The sequence below is a fragment of the Flavobacterium tagetis genome, assembly GCF_016735615.1.
In the GTDB taxonomy this organism is placed as follows: Bacteria; Bacteroidota; Bacteroidia; order Flavobacteriales; family Flavobacteriaceae; genus Flavobacterium; species Flavobacterium tagetis.
In genome coordinates, this window is sequence record NZ_JAERSF010000001.1 from 1,552,557 (window position 1) to 1,568,898 (window position 16,342).

Annotated in this window: 17 protein-coding genes and 4 tRNA genes; 12 read left to right on the forward strand and 9 right to left on the reverse strand. The window is 33.0% G+C overall.

Translation table 11 applies throughout. From position 1 onward, the window contains the following. Positions 1–55 precede the first annotated feature (55 nt). From accC to JI750_RS06730, 7 genes are all read left to right on the forward strand, one after another. The gene (gene accC / locus JI750_RS06700; RefSeq protein WP_201999506.1) at positions 56–1,402 is read left to right on the forward strand and encodes an acetyl-CoA carboxylase biotin carboxylase subunit; all 1,347 of its coding nucleotides are present in this window, start codon (positions 56–58) and stop codon (positions 1,400–1,402) included. Between the two features lie 366 nt (positions 1,403–1,768). After that, entirely contained in the window at positions 1,769–2,065 is a 297-nt protein-coding gene (locus JI750_RS06705) for a hypothetical protein (RefSeq protein WP_177211835.1), read from the forward strand. 75 nt (positions 2,066–2,140) lie between these two features. After that, positions 2,141–2,437 carry a hypothetical protein gene (locus JI750_RS06710; protein ID WP_201999507.1) on the forward strand — a complete coding sequence of 99 codons (297 nt, stop codon included), beginning with the start codon at positions 2,141–2,143 and terminating at the stop codon, positions 2,435–2,437. 28 nt (positions 2,438–2,465) lie between these two features. Then, positions 2,466–2,756 carry a hypothetical protein gene (locus JI750_RS06715; RefSeq protein WP_201999508.1) on the forward strand — a complete coding sequence of 97 codons (291 nt, stop codon included), beginning with the start codon at positions 2,466–2,468 and terminating at the stop codon, positions 2,754–2,756. A gap of 18 nt (positions 2,757–2,774) precedes the next feature. After that, entirely contained in the window at positions 2,775–3,068 is a 294-nt protein-coding gene (locus JI750_RS06720; protein ID WP_201999509.1) for a PepSY-like domain-containing protein, read from the forward strand. Between the two features lie 15 nt (positions 3,069–3,083). Beyond that, positions 3,084–3,380: a PepSY-like domain-containing protein gene (locus JI750_RS06725; RefSeq protein ID WP_201999511.1), complete on the forward strand. Its 297-nt coding sequence runs from the start codon at positions 3,084–3,086 to the stop codon at positions 3,378–3,380. A 137-nt stretch (positions 3,381–3,517) separates the two neighbouring features. After that, positions 3,518–4,879: a sigma-54-dependent transcriptional regulator gene (locus tag JI750_RS06730; RefSeq protein ID WP_201999513.1), complete on the forward strand. Its 1,362-nt coding sequence runs from the start codon at positions 3,518–3,520 to the stop codon at positions 4,877–4,879. A gap of 35 nt (positions 4,880–4,914) precedes the next feature. On the opposite strand, the gene JI750_RS06735 is transcribed toward JI750_RS06730, so the two are convergent. Together JI750_RS06735 and JI750_RS06740 are read right to left on the reverse strand one after the other, a co-directional pair. After that, a complete protein-coding gene (locus tag JI750_RS06735) occupies positions 4,915–7,347 on the reverse strand; it encodes an ATP-binding protein (RefSeq protein ID WP_201999515.1) in 2,433 nt (810 codons plus the stop codon). Between the two features lie 173 nt (positions 7,348–7,520). Continuing rightward, positions 7,521–9,422 (reverse strand): S9 family peptidase, encoded by a 1,902-nt coding sequence (locus JI750_RS06740; protein ID WP_201999517.1) that lies wholly within the window; start codon positions 9,420–9,422, stop codon positions 7,521–7,523. Positions 9,423–9,650: 228 nt separating this feature from the next. On the opposite strand from JI750_RS06740, the gene JI750_RS06745 reads away from it, so the two are divergent. From JI750_RS06745 to JI750_RS06760, 4 genes are all read left to right on the forward strand, one after another. Beyond that, complete coding sequence (locus JI750_RS06745; protein WP_201999518.1) at positions 9,651–10,763, forward strand: NAD(P)/FAD-dependent oxidoreductase; 1,113 nt, start codon at positions 9,651–9,653, stop codon at positions 10,761–10,763. Beyond that, on the forward strand, positions 10,763–11,554 hold the full coding sequence (gene mtgA, locus JI750_RS06750) for a monofunctional biosynthetic peptidoglycan transglycosylase (RefSeq protein WP_201999520.1): 792 nt from the start codon (positions 10,763–10,765) through the stop codon (positions 11,552–11,554). Before JI750_RS06745 ends, mtgA begins: the two co-directional genes overlap by 1 nt. Beyond that, positions 11,529–12,500: a lipid A deacylase LpxR family protein gene (locus JI750_RS06755; protein ID WP_201999522.1), complete on the forward strand. Its 972-nt coding sequence runs from the start codon at positions 11,529–11,531 to the stop codon at positions 12,498–12,500. The genes mtgA and JI750_RS06755 overlap by 26 nt, the downstream gene beginning before the upstream one ends. A gap of 282 nt (positions 12,501–12,782) precedes the next feature. Beyond that, positions 12,783–12,992 carry a hypothetical protein gene (locus JI750_RS06760; protein WP_201999524.1) on the forward strand — a complete coding sequence of 70 codons (210 nt, stop codon included), beginning with the start codon at positions 12,783–12,785 and terminating at the stop codon, positions 12,990–12,992. Here the strand turns inward: JI750_RS06760 and JI750_RS06765 are convergent. Together JI750_RS06765 and JI750_RS06770 are read right to left on the reverse strand one after the other, a co-directional pair. Next, positions 12,989–14,020, reverse strand: coding sequence for an oxidoreductase (locus JI750_RS06765; RefSeq protein ID WP_201999526.1), 1,032 nt, complete (start codon positions 14,018–14,020; stop codon positions 12,989–12,991). The genes JI750_RS06760 and JI750_RS06765 overlap by 4 nt on opposite strands. Positions 14,021–14,182: 162 nt before the next feature. Further along, positions 14,183–14,773 carry a hypothetical protein gene (locus tag JI750_RS06770; RefSeq protein WP_201999528.1) on the reverse strand — a complete coding sequence of 197 codons (591 nt, stop codon included), beginning with the start codon at positions 14,771–14,773 and terminating at the stop codon, positions 14,183–14,185. 594 nt (positions 14,774–15,367) lie between these two features. On the opposite strand from JI750_RS06770, the gene JI750_RS06775 reads away from it, so the two are divergent. After that, the gene (locus JI750_RS06775; protein ID WP_201999803.1) at positions 15,368–15,589 is read left to right on the forward strand and encodes a hypothetical protein; all 222 of its coding nucleotides are present in this window, start codon (positions 15,368–15,370) and stop codon (positions 15,587–15,589) included. A 99-nt stretch (positions 15,590–15,688) separates the two neighbouring features. Here the strand turns inward: JI750_RS06775 and JI750_RS06780 are convergent, their stop codons facing one another. The 5 genes from JI750_RS06780 to JI750_RS06800 all read right to left on the reverse strand — a co-directional run bounded on the left by JI750_RS06780 (position 15,689) and on the right by JI750_RS06800 (position 16,315). Further along, on the reverse strand, positions 15,689–15,937 hold the full coding sequence (locus JI750_RS06780; RefSeq protein WP_201999530.1) for a GIY-YIG nuclease family protein: 249 nt from the start codon (positions 15,935–15,937) through the stop codon (positions 15,689–15,691). A gap of 67 nt (positions 15,938–16,004) precedes the next feature. Further along, positions 16,005–16,078, reverse strand: a tRNA-Ala gene (locus JI750_RS06785). 6 nt (positions 16,079–16,084) lie between these two features. Then, positions 16,085–16,157 (reverse strand) — tRNA-Phe (locus JI750_RS06790). A gap of 6 nt (positions 16,158–16,163) precedes the next feature. After that, positions 16,164–16,236 (reverse strand) — tRNA-Phe (locus JI750_RS06795). Positions 16,237–16,242: 6 nt separating this feature from the next. Then, a tRNA-Phe gene (locus JI750_RS06800) sits at positions 16,243–16,315 on the reverse strand. Between the last annotated feature and the right edge of the window lie 27 nt (positions 16,316–16,342).

Genomic DNA, 16,342 nt, shown 5'->3' on the forward strand with positions numbered 1-16,342 from the left:
AATCCAATGAGTTGGAATTTGGAGATTGGAATTTGTAATTTTTAATTTAAATAAGATGTTTAAAAAAATATTAATTGCGAATAGAGGAGAAATTGCACTTCGTGTAATTCGTACATGTAAGGAAATGGGAATCAAAACTGTTGCAGTTTACTCTACAGCCGATGCAGAAAGTTTGCATGTTAAATTTGCAGACGAAGCGGTTTGTATAGGTCCTCCTCCGAGTAACTTATCGTATTTGAAAATGTCAAATATTATTGCCGCTGCAGAAATTACAAATGCAGATGCAATACATCCAGGTTATGGATTTCTTTCTGAGAATGCTAAATTCTCTAAAATCTGTCAAGAGCACGGAATTAAATTTATCGGTGCTGCTCCAGAAATGATCGACCGAATGGGAGATAAAGCTTCTGCTAAAGCTACAATGAAAGCAGCAGGAGTACCATGTGTGCCAGGTTCAGATGGATTGTTAGAATCTTACGAACATGCACAAAAAATAGCTAAAGAAATTGGTTATCCAGTTATGATGAAAGCTACTGCTGGTGGTGGTGGAAAAGGAATGCGTGCCATCTGGAAAGAAGATGAGCTGTTAAAAGCTTGGGAAAGTGCACGTCAAGAAGCGGCTGCAGCATTTGGAAATGACGGAATGTACATGGAGAAACTTATTGAAGAACCACGTCATATCGAAATTCAAGTTGTTGGAGATTCTTACGGTAAAGCATGTCACCTTTCTGAAAGAGATTGTTCTGTTCAAAGACGTCACCAAAAACTTACTGAAGAAACACCTTCGCCTTTCATGACAGATGATCTTCGTACAAGAATGGGAGAGGCTGCTGTAAAAGCTGCTGAGTTTATTAAATATGAAGGAGCTGGAACTGTAGAATTTTTGGTTGACAAACACAGAAACTTCTACTTCATGGAAATGAATACTCGTATTCAGGTGGAGCACCCAATCACAGAACAAGTTATTGATTACGATTTGATCCGTGAGCAGATTATGGTTGCTGCTGGAATTCCAATTTCTGGTAAAAACTACCTTCCACAATTACACGCTATTGAAGTACGTATTAATGCTGAAGATCCTTATAACGATTTTCGTCCTTCACCAGGAAAAATTACTACGCTTCATATGCCAGGAGGACACGGAGTTCGTTTAGATACTCACGTTTACTCAGGATATAGTATTCCGCCAAACTACGATTCTATGATTGCTAAGTTAATTACAACTGCTCAATCTCGTGAAGAAGCTATTAGCAAAATGCGTAGAGCTTTGGATGAGTTCGTAATCGAAGGTGTGAAAACTACAATCCCTTTCCACAGACAATTAATGGATGATCCAAAATATATTGCAGGAGACTATACAACTGCATTTATGGATACATTTAAAATGAATAGTCCAGAATAATTATAAAGGCTTCCAGATTTGGAAGCCTTTTTCTTTTATGAGCCTTTATAAATTCCAATAAATCAAATTCCAAATTCCAATATTAGAAACCTAAACTTTAGATTAAGAGCTTAAAACTTCATCGTAAACTTTGGAATTTGGAATTTGATTTATTGAAATTTTTCTAAAGGTTACACTATAAGTGTTTACTTATTACACACATTTTTTCTCTTTTACACACCTTTTCAGTTTTCTCTTTTTTTGCTATATTTGATGTAAAGTGTTTAAATATAGGTTTTTACGGTCTTTGGTACGGCTCTTTTCTTTTACGGCATAATAATTTCATTACTTAAAGCGTAAACAACTATTAATTTAAATATATACGTTATGAAAAATTTATTTTTATCAGCCGCAATTGTTTTAGGAGGTTTAACTTCATTCGCTTCAACTACGCAAGTAACAAATACAATCGTAAAAACGATTTCTATCGAAGACGAATACACTGAAATCAAATTAGAAGAATTACCTGCTGCTATTACAGAATCTTTGAAAAAAGCATATCCAGAAGCAGTAATTACTAAAGCATATAAAAACGAAAAAGCACAGTATAAACTTGACGTAACTGTTGGCGACAAAGTAGGAAATCTTTTTGCAAATGCAGACGGAACTTGGATTAAACAATAATCTTAAACTAAGGTCTTGTGAAAATCCAGATCAAGAATACTAAGATCAAATTAACTATATTAAAAAACAACTATCATGAAAAATTTATTTTTATCAGCCGCAATCGTTTTGGGAGGTTTAACATCATTTGCTTCAACTTCGCCAATTTCAAATACAATCGTAAAAACAATCTCTATCCAAGATGATTATACAGAAATTAAATTGGAAGAGCTTCCAGCAGCAGTAACAGATGCTCTTAAAAAAGCGTATCCAGATGCTGTGCTTTCTAAAGCATTTAAAAACACAAAATCTGAATACAAGCTTGAAGTAACTGTTGGAGATAAAACAGGTAATCTTTTTGCTAACGCAGATGGAACTTGGATTAAAAAATAATTAAGTCTAACCCTTAAAAACTATTACTATGAAAAAGTTAATCTTATCGGCAGCAATTGTTTTAGGCAGTTTGTCGATGAATGCAGAGACCCCTGTTGCAACCAATCAAATGGTGCAGACAGTAAATGACCAGGATGGATATAAAGAAGTAGATGGAGTTCCGGCAGCCGTAAAAAAAGGCTTAGATGCAGCTTATCCTGGTGTAGTGCTTGAGAAAGCATGGGTTAATGATAAGAAGGAGTACAAAATTGAGATAACCGTTCGAGGTGAAAAATCGATCGTTTATACAGATGCTTCTGGTAACATTCTTAAAAAATAATTTAAACCACTAAATATTATGAAAAAGTTAATCTTATCAGCAGCAATTGTTCTTGGAAGTTTATCAGTAAATGCTACGGTTCTTCCAGCAGTTTCGATTTCTCAATCAGTACTTATTCAAAGTGAATATACTGAAATATCTGCAGACGCCGTTCCGGCACCTGTAAAGTCTACGCTTGAAAAATCTTTCCCGAACACTAAGCTTGAAAAAGCTTATAAAAATGAGAAAAATGAGTACAAACTTGAAATTTCAAGTGGAGATAAGAAGTATACTATTTTTACAGATGCTTCTGGAAATATCATTAAAAAATAATTTTAAATCAGCATCATGAAAAAACTAATCTTATCAGCAATAGTGGTTTTTGGAACTATGTCTATGCATGCAAATGTATGGCCTGTTTCAGAAAATGCTAAAGCAACTGTAACTATTCAATCAGAATATACAGAAGTTACAGTAGATGCTGTTCCTGCAGCTGTGAAAACAGCTTTGCAGACTGCTTATCCGGGAGCAAAACTGGACAAAGCATTTGTAAATGATAAAAAAGAGTACAAACTTGAAATATCAGTTGGAGACCAAAAGGCTACTGTTTATTCAGATGTCAATGGTAACTGGTTGAAGATATAAATTAGGTGAATTTAGATTTATGTTTTTGGTGAAAAAGAGATTGCGTCGTGCAATCTCTTTTTTTTTACATATTTTACATAATTTTATGAAATAACAAGTATAATAATATTATTTTAGCAAAAAGTCCCTAAAAGCAGATGCCGAAGATATTAGTAATAGAAGATGATATTGCGTTTTGTAAATTATTAGAAAAATTTCTAATCAAAAAAGCGTATGATGTAACGATAGCGTTCTCTGCCTCAGAAGCACGTGAAGCAGTTAAAAATGAATCTTTTGATTTGATTTTGACAGATCTTCGCTTGCCTGATTCTGATGGCATTGGATTGATGTCTGAATTTAAAAATTCGCATCCTCATATTCCAGTTATTTTAATGACGGGCTACTCTGATGTAAATACTGCAGTTAAAGCCATTAAAAATGGAGCGGCAGATTATATTTCTAAACCTTTTAATCCAGATGAAGTTCTTTTGGTTATTACCAATGCACTGCAAGCTCCAAAAGCAGAAGCAGAAGAACAGTCTGAAACTCCAGAAAAAAAGAAAAAAGCAGTTAAAAAGCCAGTTGCGACAGAAAATGAATTTGTTAGAGGAATTTCTGTGGCATCCAAAAAGCTTCTAGATCACATTCAGTTGGTAAGTCCAACCGACATGTCTGTTTTAATTATCGGAGAAAGCGGAACAGGAAAAGAAATCATAGCAAAAAGCATTCACCAGCAGAGCAGAAGAAAAGACAATAATTTTATTGCGGTAGATTGCGGAGCGATTCCAAAAGAATTGGCAGCGAGCGAATTTTTCGGACATTTAAAAGGATCTTTTACCGGAGCAATCAATGATAAAAAAGGATATTTTGAAGCTGCAAATGGCGGAACTTTATTTTTGGATGAAATTGGAAATCTTTCTTACGAAAATCAAATTCAGTTACTAAGAGCACTTCAAGAAAGAAAAATTAAACCCGTAGGAAGCAATAAAGAAATAAACGTCGATATACGCATTATTACGGCTACCAACGAAGATTTGCGCGAGGCAGTAAAAAATGGCGATTTTAGAGAAGATTTATACCATAGAATCAATGAATTTTCAATTCAGTCTCCTTCTTTAAAAGACCGTGGAGAAGATTTAATGGTTTTTGCCGATTATTTCTTAGAAAAAGCGAATCAGCAATTAGATAAAGATGTCATCGGATTTTCTCCAGAAGTGGTTTCTATTTTTCAGAATTATAGCTGGCCAGGAAATTTACGTGAATTGCAAAATTGTGTAAAAAGAGCTACTCTTTTAACTCGTGGCGAATTTATAGAAAGCGATGTGCTCCCAGCAGAATTTTTCCAGATTCAAAATCAGTCTGCTACTACAAATGAAGTTTTCTCATTGTCTGAAAATGAAAAAGAAACTATTATTAGTGCTTTGTCAAAAACGCAGAATAACAAATCGGAAGCGGCAAAACTGCTGAAAATTACCAGAAAAACACTTTACAATAAATTGAAACAGTATAATATCGAATAAAAAAGCAGTCTAAAAAGACTGCTTTTTTTACATCATTAAATTTCTTGTTTCAATTCCTTAAAAAGAACTTTTATTTTTTCGTTTAAATCCATGTAAGTTCCTTTTACATCGATAGTGTTTAAATCTTCTTTTTCTAAATCTTTTAAACGTTCGCCAATTTCATTTGCTTGAATTTGTTTAAACATGGGAGCAATACGATGTGCAATAGATTTTATTTCGTCATGATTTTGCTCCTGTACAGCTGTTTTTAAAAGCTCGGTATTTTCTAAAGTAGTTTCTATAAAAGATTTTAATACTTCTTTCAAAGCAGATTCATCCTGTCCTAAGAAATCTTTCAAGGTTTCTAAAGAATACAGTTGAGAACTGTTTTTGTTTACAGTTTCTGTCGGTTCGGCTACAGGAGCTTCTTCATGATCTAAAATATGCTGAATGGTTTCTAGTAAAATTTTTGGCGAATAAGGTTTCTTTATAACCGTAGTAAAACCAGCATTTTTATAAACAGAAAGATCTAGGTCTGTGCGTCCCGTAAGCGCAATTACGGGTTGATTTTTAAAAACTGTTTCAGGAAGTTCGTGAAGTTTTTCTAGAAATAGGAATCCATCAATTTCTGGCATTTGAATATCAGTAATTACAAAATCAAAAGGCGTACTTTTGAGTGTTTCCAAAGCTTTCGCAGGATTTGTAAATGAAAATACCTGGTGCTGTTCTTGCTTTAAAACACCGCTTGTTAGATTCAAAAGATTGATATCGTCGTCTACAACAATAAAAGTTTGTTTTTTGGTGTTTTTTGATGGCTTGCTTTTGATTTCAATATTTCCTTGACTGCTATCAAATAATAATGGCAATTGAATAATAAATGTACTTCCTTTTCCAAAAATGCTTTCTAAGTTCAAACTTCCGCCCAAAATAGAAATAATCTTTTGGCAAATTGACAAACCTAAACCAGTTCCTCCATATTTTTTTTCAATGCCTTCATTTGCCTGTGCAAACTCTTCAAAAACCAATTTCTGATTGGCTTTTTCAATCCCAATTCCAGTATCTTGAATCGAAATTGTAAAAAACTGCTCGTCATTCGCGTAAGCGGCAATTCGAATATGACCTTCTTCTGTAAATTTATAAGCATTTCCAATAATGTTGGTCAAGATTTGTTTTAAGCGAAATGGATCGCCAACAATACGTTGCTGAAACTTTTCGTCTATATTGATAATAAGATCAATATCTTTTTGTTTATAAACCGTTTGAATATTTCGGGCAACATCTTCAATAATTTCGGGTAACGAAAAAGGAACTTTCTCTATAGAGATTTTTCCAGCTTCAATCTGAGAGAAATCTAGTAAATCTTGAACAAGCTGGGTAATATACTCAGACGAATTTTTAATGTTTTTAACGAAATACGATTGCTTGGTATTGATATCTGAATTCCCTAAAAGTTCAGAATAACCCACAATAGTACTCAAAGGTGTTTTCAAATCGTGACTCACCGTCGAGATCAATTGCTCGCGGCTTTTCAGCAGATTTTTGGTTTTGAAATTCGCAATTTCAAGCTGTTTCTTATACAATTGAGATTTTGAATAATCGCTTACAATTAGAATAGAAAAAAAGACAGTCAATAATAAACCGATAACAGCCGAAGCCGTTACAATTTCGTTGACTCTTTTTAATGATTTTTCTTTTAATGAATTGTTTTTTATCGAATTGATGATAATCTCTCTTTCAATAATTCGAAGTATTTTTCTAAGCTGATCCGAAATTGCAATTTCATTTTGAAGCAATTTATTTTCTTCAAAATTCAAAGATTCTTTCTTCTTTTCGGCTTTTATTTTTACCGAGCTCAACAGCTTTTTAGAATTTGCCAAAATAGAATCTGAAGCTTTTTTGCTAAGTGTGTTGGTGCTATCATCAGGAATATTCGAATTTAAATAATCGACATAACGCTGTAAGACACTTCGTTGGTAGCTTCCTAATTGATTTGGGTTTTTAGTGAAATCCTGAAGTTCAAGTTTTCTAAGGTTAAACTCCATTTTAGTGATTTCATCAATCGCATTGTTTACAGAAGTTTCATCGTCTGCTTTGTTCTTGATTTCTCTCAACTGTTTGATATTTTTTGTCTTTTCAGCCAAGAAATAAGTAACACTGTCCAAAAGTGTTTTTTGATATTCTGTAGTAACGATCTGTTTTAAAGTGTCGATTCGTTTGCGTAGAGAATCAGTTTCGATTAAATAGTTTTTGAAATCTTTTTCAGAATTATTCTGAATCGTTTGTCTGGCTAAACTCTCAGTTTTATAGACATTCGAATAAAGACGGCTTACTCTGATGATTTTTGTTTTTTCTAAAGCAATCTTATCTTCCAGTTTGTTGTAAACAACATTCTCAGAATAAAGAAACCACCCAACTGTAACAACCAAAGCCAGTAATGCAACATAGCTGAATAAAACTTTGATTGCGGTGTAGCTTCTTTTGGTCTCCATATTTTGCTTAAAAGATTTGGGAATTCGGGATTATTAAAACATTGCAATTTATCTAAAAAAATCTGTTTTATGAAGAGTAAATCTACCGAATATGTTACATAATTGTAAGGTCTACAAAGAAAAACAGCCGTAGATTATGTAAATCTACGGCTGTCAAAATATTATTTTATGAATTACAAAGTCTCATCTAACCATTTGAAAAATTCACCTTGCCAAACTTGAGCATTTTGTGGTTTTAAAACCCAGTGGTTTTCGTCTGGGAAATATACAAATCTACTTTTGATTCCTCTTAATTGAGCCGCTTGGAAAGCTTCCTGTCCTTGTCCGATTGGCACACGGAAATCTTTTCCTCCTTGGAAAATCAAAATTGGCTTATTCCAGTTCTGAACCAAAGTTGCAGGATTAAAAGTAGTATACGCTTTTTGCGCTACAGCATTATCTTTTTCCCAGTAAGGTCCACCAAAATCCCAGTTATTAAAGAAAACTTCTTCAGTAGTTCCTAACATTGAAACCGTATTGAAAACACCATCGTGAGCGATAAAAGTTTTAAAACGGTTTTTGTGAATTCCAGCTAAATAAAATACAGAATATCCACCGTAACTAGCACCAACGCAACCTAAACGGCTTTTGTCAACGTAGCTTTCTTTTGCAACATCGTCAATTGCAGAAAGGTAATCATCCATAACTTGTCCGCCCCAATCTTTACTGATTTGCTCGTTCCATTCAACTCCATGTCCTGGCATACCGCGACGGTTTGGCGCAACAACTACATAACCTTTGGCAGCCATCAAAGAGAAATTCCAACGGAAAGAATACGATTGTGTCAATGCACTTTGAGGTCCGCCTTGGCAGAATAATAAAGTTGGATATTTTTTAGAAGCATCAAAATTTGGAGGAAGAATAACCCAAACCAGCATTTTTTTACCGTCGGTTGTAGTAACGTAACGTTTTTCTGTTTTGCTTAAAGCTAAAGTTTTGTACGTGTCTGTATTTACATTTGAGATTTGTTTCCAAGTATTTTTCTTCAAATTGAAAGTAAAAATTTCACCAGCATGATTCATGTCTGTTCTGGTAACGATAATATCATCGCCTGAGAAACCAATTAAATCATTTACATCAAAATCTCCATTTGTCAATTGACGAACGTTGATTGCAATTTTAGTTAAACCTGGGAAATTAACCGAGAAAAGTTGTTTTGTTCCATCAATTGGAGCCACAAAAAATACAGTTCTTCCGTCTTTACTCCAGATAAAATTATCTACAGTTCCGTCCCAGTTTGCCGTTAAATTAGTTTTGATTCCTTTAAATTCAACAATAATATCGTTTTTATCAGATTCGTAACCGTCACGTTTCATTTGTAACCAAGATAAAACTCCTGTTGGAGAAAATTGCGGTGCTGTATCGTAACCTAAATTACCTTCGGTTTTATTAGTTGTTTTTTGAGTTTCTAAATTGTACTCATAAATATCTGTGTTGGTTGAAATAGCATAAGCAGTTCCTGCTTTTTTCTTGCAAACATATAAAATGCTTTTGCTGTCTGGCGACCAGATATAATCTTCGTCACCACCAAAAGGTTTTTGCGGAGAATCGAAAGTTTCACCTTTTAAGATGTCAATTCCTTTTGCTCCGTCTTTGTTTTCTTTATAAAAAACATGATTAAATTTTCCTTCGTTCCAAGTATCCCAGTGACGATAATCTAAACCATCATAAATTTGAGCATCAGATTTTGTTAGACTCGGGTAGAAATCTTTACCTAAAACTTTTTCCAGTTTTACTTCATCATTATAAACCACAAATTTTCCGTCAGGCGAAACGTTTTTATCAGCCAGAATGTCTTTTGTGTCTTTAATTTCAACGGCAGTTCCACCATTTACAGGAATCGTGTAAATTTTAGAACTTGATTTGTTTTCTTCAACCGAAGGAGTAGAAACCTTAAAAACTATATTTTTTGCATCTTTAGAAATTCCAAGTGGAGTCACTCGACCTAATTTCCATAACAATTCTGGAGACATAACGTTCTGTCCGATAGCGTTTAAACTCATCATTATTAAGGTTGTTAATAATACTTTTTTCATAATCTATTTATTCTTTTTTTTGTGGTGCTAAAAATACAACATTTAAATTCCAAGTTGTTAAATTCCAAATCCCAAATTTTGTTAAAGTTTATTACTGTCACCCTGAGCGAAGTCGAAGGGCGCATAGTTGAGAGGCTTTGACTTCGCTGAACCTGACAAAGATTTTAAATGAACTTTAATTACTTATACGGTTCAAAAAAATCATTATTTTTATAAAAACTCTAAAAAATGGAATTTAGTTATTGGGAATTAAAAAACTGGTTCGCGAATATTGATTATACTATTGTTGGAAGCGGAATCGTGGGTTTGCATACAGCTTTACGCTTACGCGAAAGATTTCCTGCGGCTAAAATTCTGGTTCTCGAGCGCGGCATGTTACCACAAGGGGCAAGTACAAAAAATGCTGGTTTTGCCTGTTTTGGAAGTCTTTCTGAAATTATGGATGATTTAAAAACACATTCAGAAGATGATGTTGTAGCACTTATCGAAAAACGCTGGAAAGGTTTGCAGTTGCTTCGAAAAAGATTAGGTGATCAAGCAATTGATTTTAAACCTCACGGCGGATATGAATTGTTTTTGAAAGAAGATGAATTCGGATTTAATGAATGTGTTTCTAAAATTCCGTTTATCAATGAAGTTTTAAAACTGCTTTTTAAGGCCGATGTTTTTTCGAAAGAAGTCGACCGATTTGGATTTAAGGATATTCAGGAATATTTAATTTTTAATCCGTTTGAAGCGCAGATTGATACTGGAAATATGATGCAGGAATTACTAAGACAAGCCGTTTTAGAAAATATTTTAATTCTAAATCAACAAACTGTAATTTCTTATGCAGAAGCGGGAAATCATGTCGAAGTTGCAGTAAACGATTTTAGTTTTAAAACTCAAAAATTGCTTTTTGCAACCAACGGTTTTTCGAGCGAATTAACAAAAGGAGCTGTAAAACCTGCAAGAGCGCAAGTGCTTATTACAGAGCCAATTCATAATTTAGATATCAAAGGAACGTTTCATTTAGATAGAGGTTATTATTATTTCAGAAATATTAATGATCGTATTTTATTAGGCGGGGGACGAAATCTTGATTTTGAAGGTGAAACAACTACTGAATTTGGACAGACGAAAATTATTCAAAATAGATTGGAAGATTTACTGAAAAATGTAATTTTACCAAATCAGGATTTTCAGATTGCGCACCGATGGAGCGGTATCATGGGAATCGGAAATAGTAAGAATCCTGTTGTAACCCAACTTTCTGAAAATGTGTTCTGCGGAGTGCGTTTAGGCGGAATGGGAGTCGCGATAGGAAGTTTAATAGGAACAGAATTAGCAGATTTAATATAATGGCAGCAACCAAAAAACCGGCACCAAAAACAACTATAAACAAACCAAAACCGAAGACTTCATCTTCAAAAAAATCGAATCGTTCTTTTGGAGAAAAAGTTAAATGGTTTTTTATAAAAGCAGCTCTGTGGTTTTTTGGATTATCAATTGGTTCGGTTATATTTTTTAAATATGTTCCTGTGCCATTTACGCCATTAATGCTCATTCGTGCAATCGAAAATAAAATGGCTGGTAAAGAAGTTTATTTTGACCACGATTGGGAACCGATTGATAAAATCTCAATGAATTTGCAAAAAGCTGTAATCGCAAGTGAAGACGGAACTTTCCTTACGCATAATGGTTTCGATTTTAAAGCGTTGCAAAAAGCGTATAAAAGTAACGAACGCGGACGCCGAATTCGTGGCGGAAGCACCATTTCGCAACAAACAGCCAAAAATGTCTTTTTATGGCAAGGAAAAAGTTATTTTCGTAAAGGACTTGAGGCGTACTTTACTGTCTTAATTGAAATTATTTGGGGTAAAGAGCGAATCATGGAAGTGTACTTAAACAGTATCGAAATGGGTGACGGAGTTTATGGCGCTTATGCCGCAACTGAACATTGGTATCGCAGAGATGCTTCAAGTTTAACGCCAATGCAAGCAGCAGGAATTGCAGCGATTCTTCCAAATCCGAGAAAATTTAAAGCGACAGGCTCTTCGAGTTATATTAATAGAAGAAAAGAACGAATTGTGCGCGAGATGCGTTACGTCGGCAAAATCAATTATAATGGAAAAGAAGAAAAGAAGAAGTAAAAAACTGCTTTTTGCTTTTCTGATTTTGACTGTAACGTTAACTTTTGGACAAGGAAAAACAACAGAAATTGGTTTTATATCGGATAATGATTTGTACACATCGTCTAAATATGATATGTATTATACCAATGGTCTGGAACTTTTTTACCGATTTTTATCAAAAAATGATAATCCAAGAATCAATAAAAAAATTACCGAATTTCGTATCGGACAATATATTTATAATCCGCGATTTTTAAATAAAGAAGCCGTTACGGTAAATGATCGTCCTTTTACAGCTTATCTTTTTGCTGAAGCAGGAAAAAGCTTTTTTTATCAAAGCGAATCGGTTTTAAAAATCGATTTTCAATTGGGTTTTATGGGGCCAAATGCTTTGGGAGAAGAAACGCAGGTTGGTTTTCATAAAATAATTGGCTACAAAAAAGTATATGGCTGGGAAAACCAGTTGCATAATGCTTTTGGTGTACAGGCTCATGCTATTTACTCTAAAAAAATGTTTTCGTCAAAACATTATGATTTTGTAGATCTTCATTGGCAGTCAGAAGGCAGTCTAGGAACTATTTTTTCTGGAGTTTCAACGGGATTTATGGCGAGATTTGGATTTAAAAAACTGCTTCCAATTTATGATTCTAATATGCATAATGCTTCGGTAAGCGCAAATGCGCAACCAAATATTAGAGAATTTTATTTCTACGCTGCGCCAAGCGTCAATTATCAGTTTTATGATGCTACAATTGAAGGAAGCATGTTTAATGATACAAGTCCAGTAACTTTCGATTTGGAACCACTTCGTTTCAATGCCGAAGCTGGTTTAAAATACCGACACAATAACTTCAACATATCTTATTCCTTTCTTTATCGCGGAAGAGAATTGAATGATCCAGGAATTGATACTAATTCGGGATATTTTTACGGATCTATAAGAATGGGTTTTTTGCTTAAATAATAACCATATCTGGGAGTATGAGTCGATTTATATATAAAATATTATCCTTAATTTTTGCAATTTTTTTTATTTATTGTATGGTGCAATTTATTAGTACTAATGCCTTTCAAATTAGATATTTTAGAGGTTATACAGATATAAAACTTGTATCAATTAGAATACTTATTCTTTTAGTAAGTTTGCTTTTGGCATCAGTTTTTTTACTTATTGATAGGAATAAAAACAAATGATATTTTTAAAAGAAATTGCTTATTTTTTCTGATTGAATGAAAAGAATAATAAATGAAAATACTCATTGATACCAATATATTTCTTGACTTTTATCGTTCTAGCGGTACATCAATTCACATTTTTAGTACTCTGATTGAAAATATTGATCAATTTTATAACAAAAAAGCCATTTCCGGAAAACAGAAATGGCTTTTTCGTTATAATAAATTGAAAGGCTTATTTTCTCTTCAAAATTTTTTAAATTTCGAAGATTGGTCTTAATGACGATTGTCGCATTGAATATTAATTTCTTCATTTGATTTGTCGATTACCGAAATACTCGGACAGCCAAAAGAAACATATTCAAAACCAAAAACAACTTCGGGTTTATTTTTAAAAAGTTTTCCTGTCCATTGGTCAATAGAATTTTCTCCGTTTTCATAATTTAATGGAGAAGGGGATGTGCCTTCGCTTTGGCTAAAAAGTTTTTCGATTATAACATCTTTGGTTTTAGAATTAACGACTAAAAGACGTCTGCCATAAATTATTTTATTGCTATCTAGGTAATCTTGTAAAAAATACTCATAACTCTCTGTTTTGAAAAAATACGTATTGCCTGTTAATGTGTTCTTTAGCAAAGTACGGTCGTCATTTTTTAATGGTTTTGACGGATAATCCTTTTTTGCGATTTTTTTCCATGAAATGGGCTTCAAATGTTCTTGAGAAAACGGATTTTCTTTGCCTACATAAACCAAAGCATCTCTGTAATATTCACTGAAACCGTTTAAATGTTTTTTGTTGATTTCGAAACCAATCATAAAATCATAATTATCATACGGCCAATCTTCTTCAGAAGAATATCCGTTTAACATTGCAGCTGTTTTTAGGTTTTTTACTGCAAAAGAAACCTGTTTGTTTTTGGCATAATCGTAAATAAACAATGAATCCGTTTCAGAAATATTGGTTTTAGACAAAAATCTTTTTCTGTAGTTTTTGACGAATGTAAAATATTGCGAATCGTATTTCCCCATTTTTTCTATGTTAGGTAAAACGAGCGTATCTTTTTCGTCGGTGACAGGATAAATATCAGAAAGTGAAACAAATGCAACCTCACTGCTATCTTTTGGTATAACGTTAAATAGATAAATGCTTTCTTTTTTTGAAGCTTCTTCGGCTTGAAGAGTATCAGTTTCAGTTTCAGCCTGTTCTGTTACTTCAGGAAGTGTAGTTGTTGTGGTGTTTTCTTTTTTATTACAGGCAGATAACAGAATTAAAAAAGCGGTTGATAAAAAGAACGATCTTGTTGTCATTATTTAAATTTGATTTCGGGTTTCGCTATGTACGAAAGTACTTTAATTTGTTTGAATTAGAAAATCAAAAGTTTAGTGACTAGATATGTTTTAAAGGCTGTTTTGTCTTTTTTCTTATAAATAAAAGAAAGGTTTTTCATAACATTTGACGCCTAGCATTTGTTACAATTTTTTTATTGCGATAATATTTCCTGTCTTTTTATCGAAAGTAATGGTTTTGTTTGGTCCTCCATAAAAGAGAGTTAAAGTCAGAGTGTTATCGGTTTCGTTTTTAAAAATAATATCTTTCGCCGTTCTGATTTTAATATCCAAGTCATCATTCATAAGCTGAGAATCGGTGCATTTGATAATTCTTTTTTCTAATAATCCTTTTTTCTCAATTACTTCAAACCATGGACGTCCCATTGCACTATAACCTACAATTTGTGCTCTATAATTTTTATTCAAATCTATGTTTTGGTACAAACCTAATGATGTACTTGAAAGCAATAAGGCGAAAAAAGGCATCATCATAGCCATAATACTTATTGCAAATGTTCCGATTATTGCCACCAAAAGAAGTTTTGCCATGAGTTTTTTCCAAAAAACAATAATTATTACAAAACTGCTTATCAGCCAAAGCCATGATAAAACCACGTCGCTGTAATAACCACGTAAACTGATTTCTTGAAAGTAATACAAAAGGCAGTCCAGCACAAAAAGTGCACAGATAATGAAATAGACTCTCAATATTATTTTTTTACTTTGGCTCATAATTTTTTTAAGATGTAGTTTAAAGTAAATATTGTAAGAATAGATAAAGTTAAAATAGGGAGGAAAGAAAATTCAAGAGTATACATTATTTCTTCTTTAAAAAGATATGTACTCCACGCAGATTCTCGATCTACAAAAAGGGTATAATCCCAGAAAAACCATATTAAGATTAACAATAGTAATTGAAGTGTAACTTTTAGATTCCTGTTTTTAATTAAAGAAAAAGGCAGAAAAACTATTGATAAGAAAACAGTAGAAAACAACGTCATTAAATAAGCATCGTCAAAGAATGAACAATCTAAACAACCACTTGATGGTTTGTTAGAAAAACTACCCATTGCCCAGTAGATCTCTATTAAAGTAAAGACAAAAAGTATAACTGCAATTAGAAGAGGTTTTTTTATGAATGAGAATATTTTGTTTTTTAAGTTTTGATTCATTTTGAAACGTTTAATGGGCTATTAAAAATATCCTGTTAGGAAATTTTGTTTCACGCAAAAATAGAAAACAACTTTTGAAGAAATATCTTTCAAAAAATATAATTATGTCAAAATTAGTTTTATGAAAATATTAAAGACTTAACTGTTTGATAACATGAAAGATATTTTTGATTATTTACCTTTAATTAAAAATTTAGTTATGGATATCAATTGGAATATAATAGCGATTGTAGCAATATTGGTAATTATTCTTGTTGTGCTAACAATCAGAAAAAATCAGCGAGAGAAAAAGAAATTGGAAAAATTGCTAAACAACGATTTTAAAAAAGCTGAGAAAAAAAGAGTTGATGCAGATGATGCTGCAAATGAGAAATAGATAGAATTAGTTTTTCTAAAAAAATAAACCCCTTGTAAAACAGAATTTACAAGGTTTTTTTATTTTGTGGAGAATACCGTCCCGATGTATCTAGATATTTTAGCTTTTTGTTATTATTAGCTTTTCGATATATTTTCTGCTTTTGATTTTTTTGATTTGCAATTCTCTTTTGCAGGCTTCACTTCTTGTTAAGAATGTCTCAGAATATTTTAATTCCCAATCTTTCACAACTTTTGTGAATTTACTTCTGCTATTTAAATGGTCTTTTAAACGCTGTTCAATATTTTGGCATGAACCAACATAGTATTTGTCTAATGTTTTTGAATATATAATGTAGATATAAAACATAAAATGTGTATTAAAAAAAATACCCAAGCAGAATTAAATATCTGTTTGGGTATTTTTGAATTATTTGTGGAGAATACCGGATTCGAACCGGTCGCCTCTACGCTGCCAGCGTAGCGCTCTAGCCAAATGAGCTAATCCCCCGTTTGTTGAGAAATAGAATTCGAACTGTCACCTTCCCGATTTTTCATCGGGACGCTCTAGACAAATGAGCTAATCCCCCGTTTGTTGAGAAATAGAATTCGAACTGTCACCTTCCCGATTTTTCATCGGGACGCTCTAGCCAAATGAGCTAATCCCCCGTTTGTTGAGAAATAGAATTCGAACTGTCACCTTCCCGATTTTTCATCGGGACGCTCTAGCCAAATGAGCTAATCCCCCGTTTGTTGAGAAATAGAATTCGAACTG

Bases quoted from the DNA above. Each gene is read 5' to 3' on its own strand.
- accC (WP_201999506.1), top strand. From the start codon at position 56: ATGTTTAAAAAAATATTAATTGCGAATAGAGGAGAAATTGCACTTCGT.
- JI750_RS06705 (WP_177211835.1), top strand. From the start codon at position 1,769: ATGAAAAATTTATTTTTATCAGCCGCAATTGTTTTAGGAGGTTTAACT.
- JI750_RS06710 (WP_201999507.1), top strand. From the start codon at position 2,141: ATGAAAAATTTATTTTTATCAGCCGCAATCGTTTTGGGAGGTTTAACA.
- JI750_RS06715 (WP_201999508.1), top strand. From the start codon at position 2,466: ATGAAAAAGTTAATCTTATCGGCAGCAATTGTTTTAGGCAGTTTGTCG.
- JI750_RS06720 (WP_201999509.1), top strand. From the start codon at position 2,775: ATGAAAAAGTTAATCTTATCAGCAGCAATTGTTCTTGGAAGTTTATCA.
- JI750_RS06725 (WP_201999511.1), top strand. From the start codon at position 3,084: ATGAAAAAACTAATCTTATCAGCAATAGTGGTTTTTGGAACTATGTCT.
- JI750_RS06730 (WP_201999513.1), top strand. From the start codon at position 3,518: ATGCCGAAGATATTAGTAATAGAAGATGATATTGCGTTTTGTAAATTA.
- JI750_RS06735 (WP_201999515.1), bottom strand. From the start codon at position 7,347: ATGGAGACCAAAAGAAGCTACACCGCAATCAAAGTTTTATTCAGCTAT.
- JI750_RS06740 (WP_201999517.1), bottom strand. From the start codon at position 9,422: ATGAAAAAAGTATTATTAACAACCTTAATAATGATGAGTTTAAACGCT.
- JI750_RS06745 (WP_201999518.1), top strand. From the start codon at position 9,651: ATGGAATTTAGTTATTGGGAATTAAAAAACTGGTTCGCGAATATTGAT.
- mtgA (WP_201999520.1), top strand. From the start codon at position 10,763: ATGGCAGCAACCAAAAAACCGGCACCAAAAACAACTATAAACAAACCA.
- JI750_RS06755 (WP_201999522.1), top strand. From the start codon at position 11,529: ATGGAAAAGAAGAAAAGAAGAAGTAAAAAACTGCTTTTTGCTTTTCTG.
- JI750_RS06760 (WP_201999524.1), top strand. From the start codon at position 12,783: ATGAAAATACTCATTGATACCAATATATTTCTTGACTTTTATCGTTCT.
- JI750_RS06765 (WP_201999526.1), bottom strand. From the start codon at position 14,020: ATGACAACAAGATCGTTCTTTTTATCAACCGCTTTTTTAATTCTGTTA.
- JI750_RS06770 (WP_201999528.1), bottom strand. From the start codon at position 14,773: ATGAGCCAAAGTAAAAAAATAATATTGAGAGTCTATTTCATTATCTGT.
- JI750_RS06775 (WP_201999803.1), top strand. From the start codon at position 15,368: ATGAAAGATATTTTTGATTATTTACCTTTAATTAAAAATTTAGTTATG.
- JI750_RS06780 (WP_201999530.1), bottom strand. From the start codon at position 15,937: ATGTTTTATATCTACATTATATATTCAAAAACATTAGACAAATACTAT.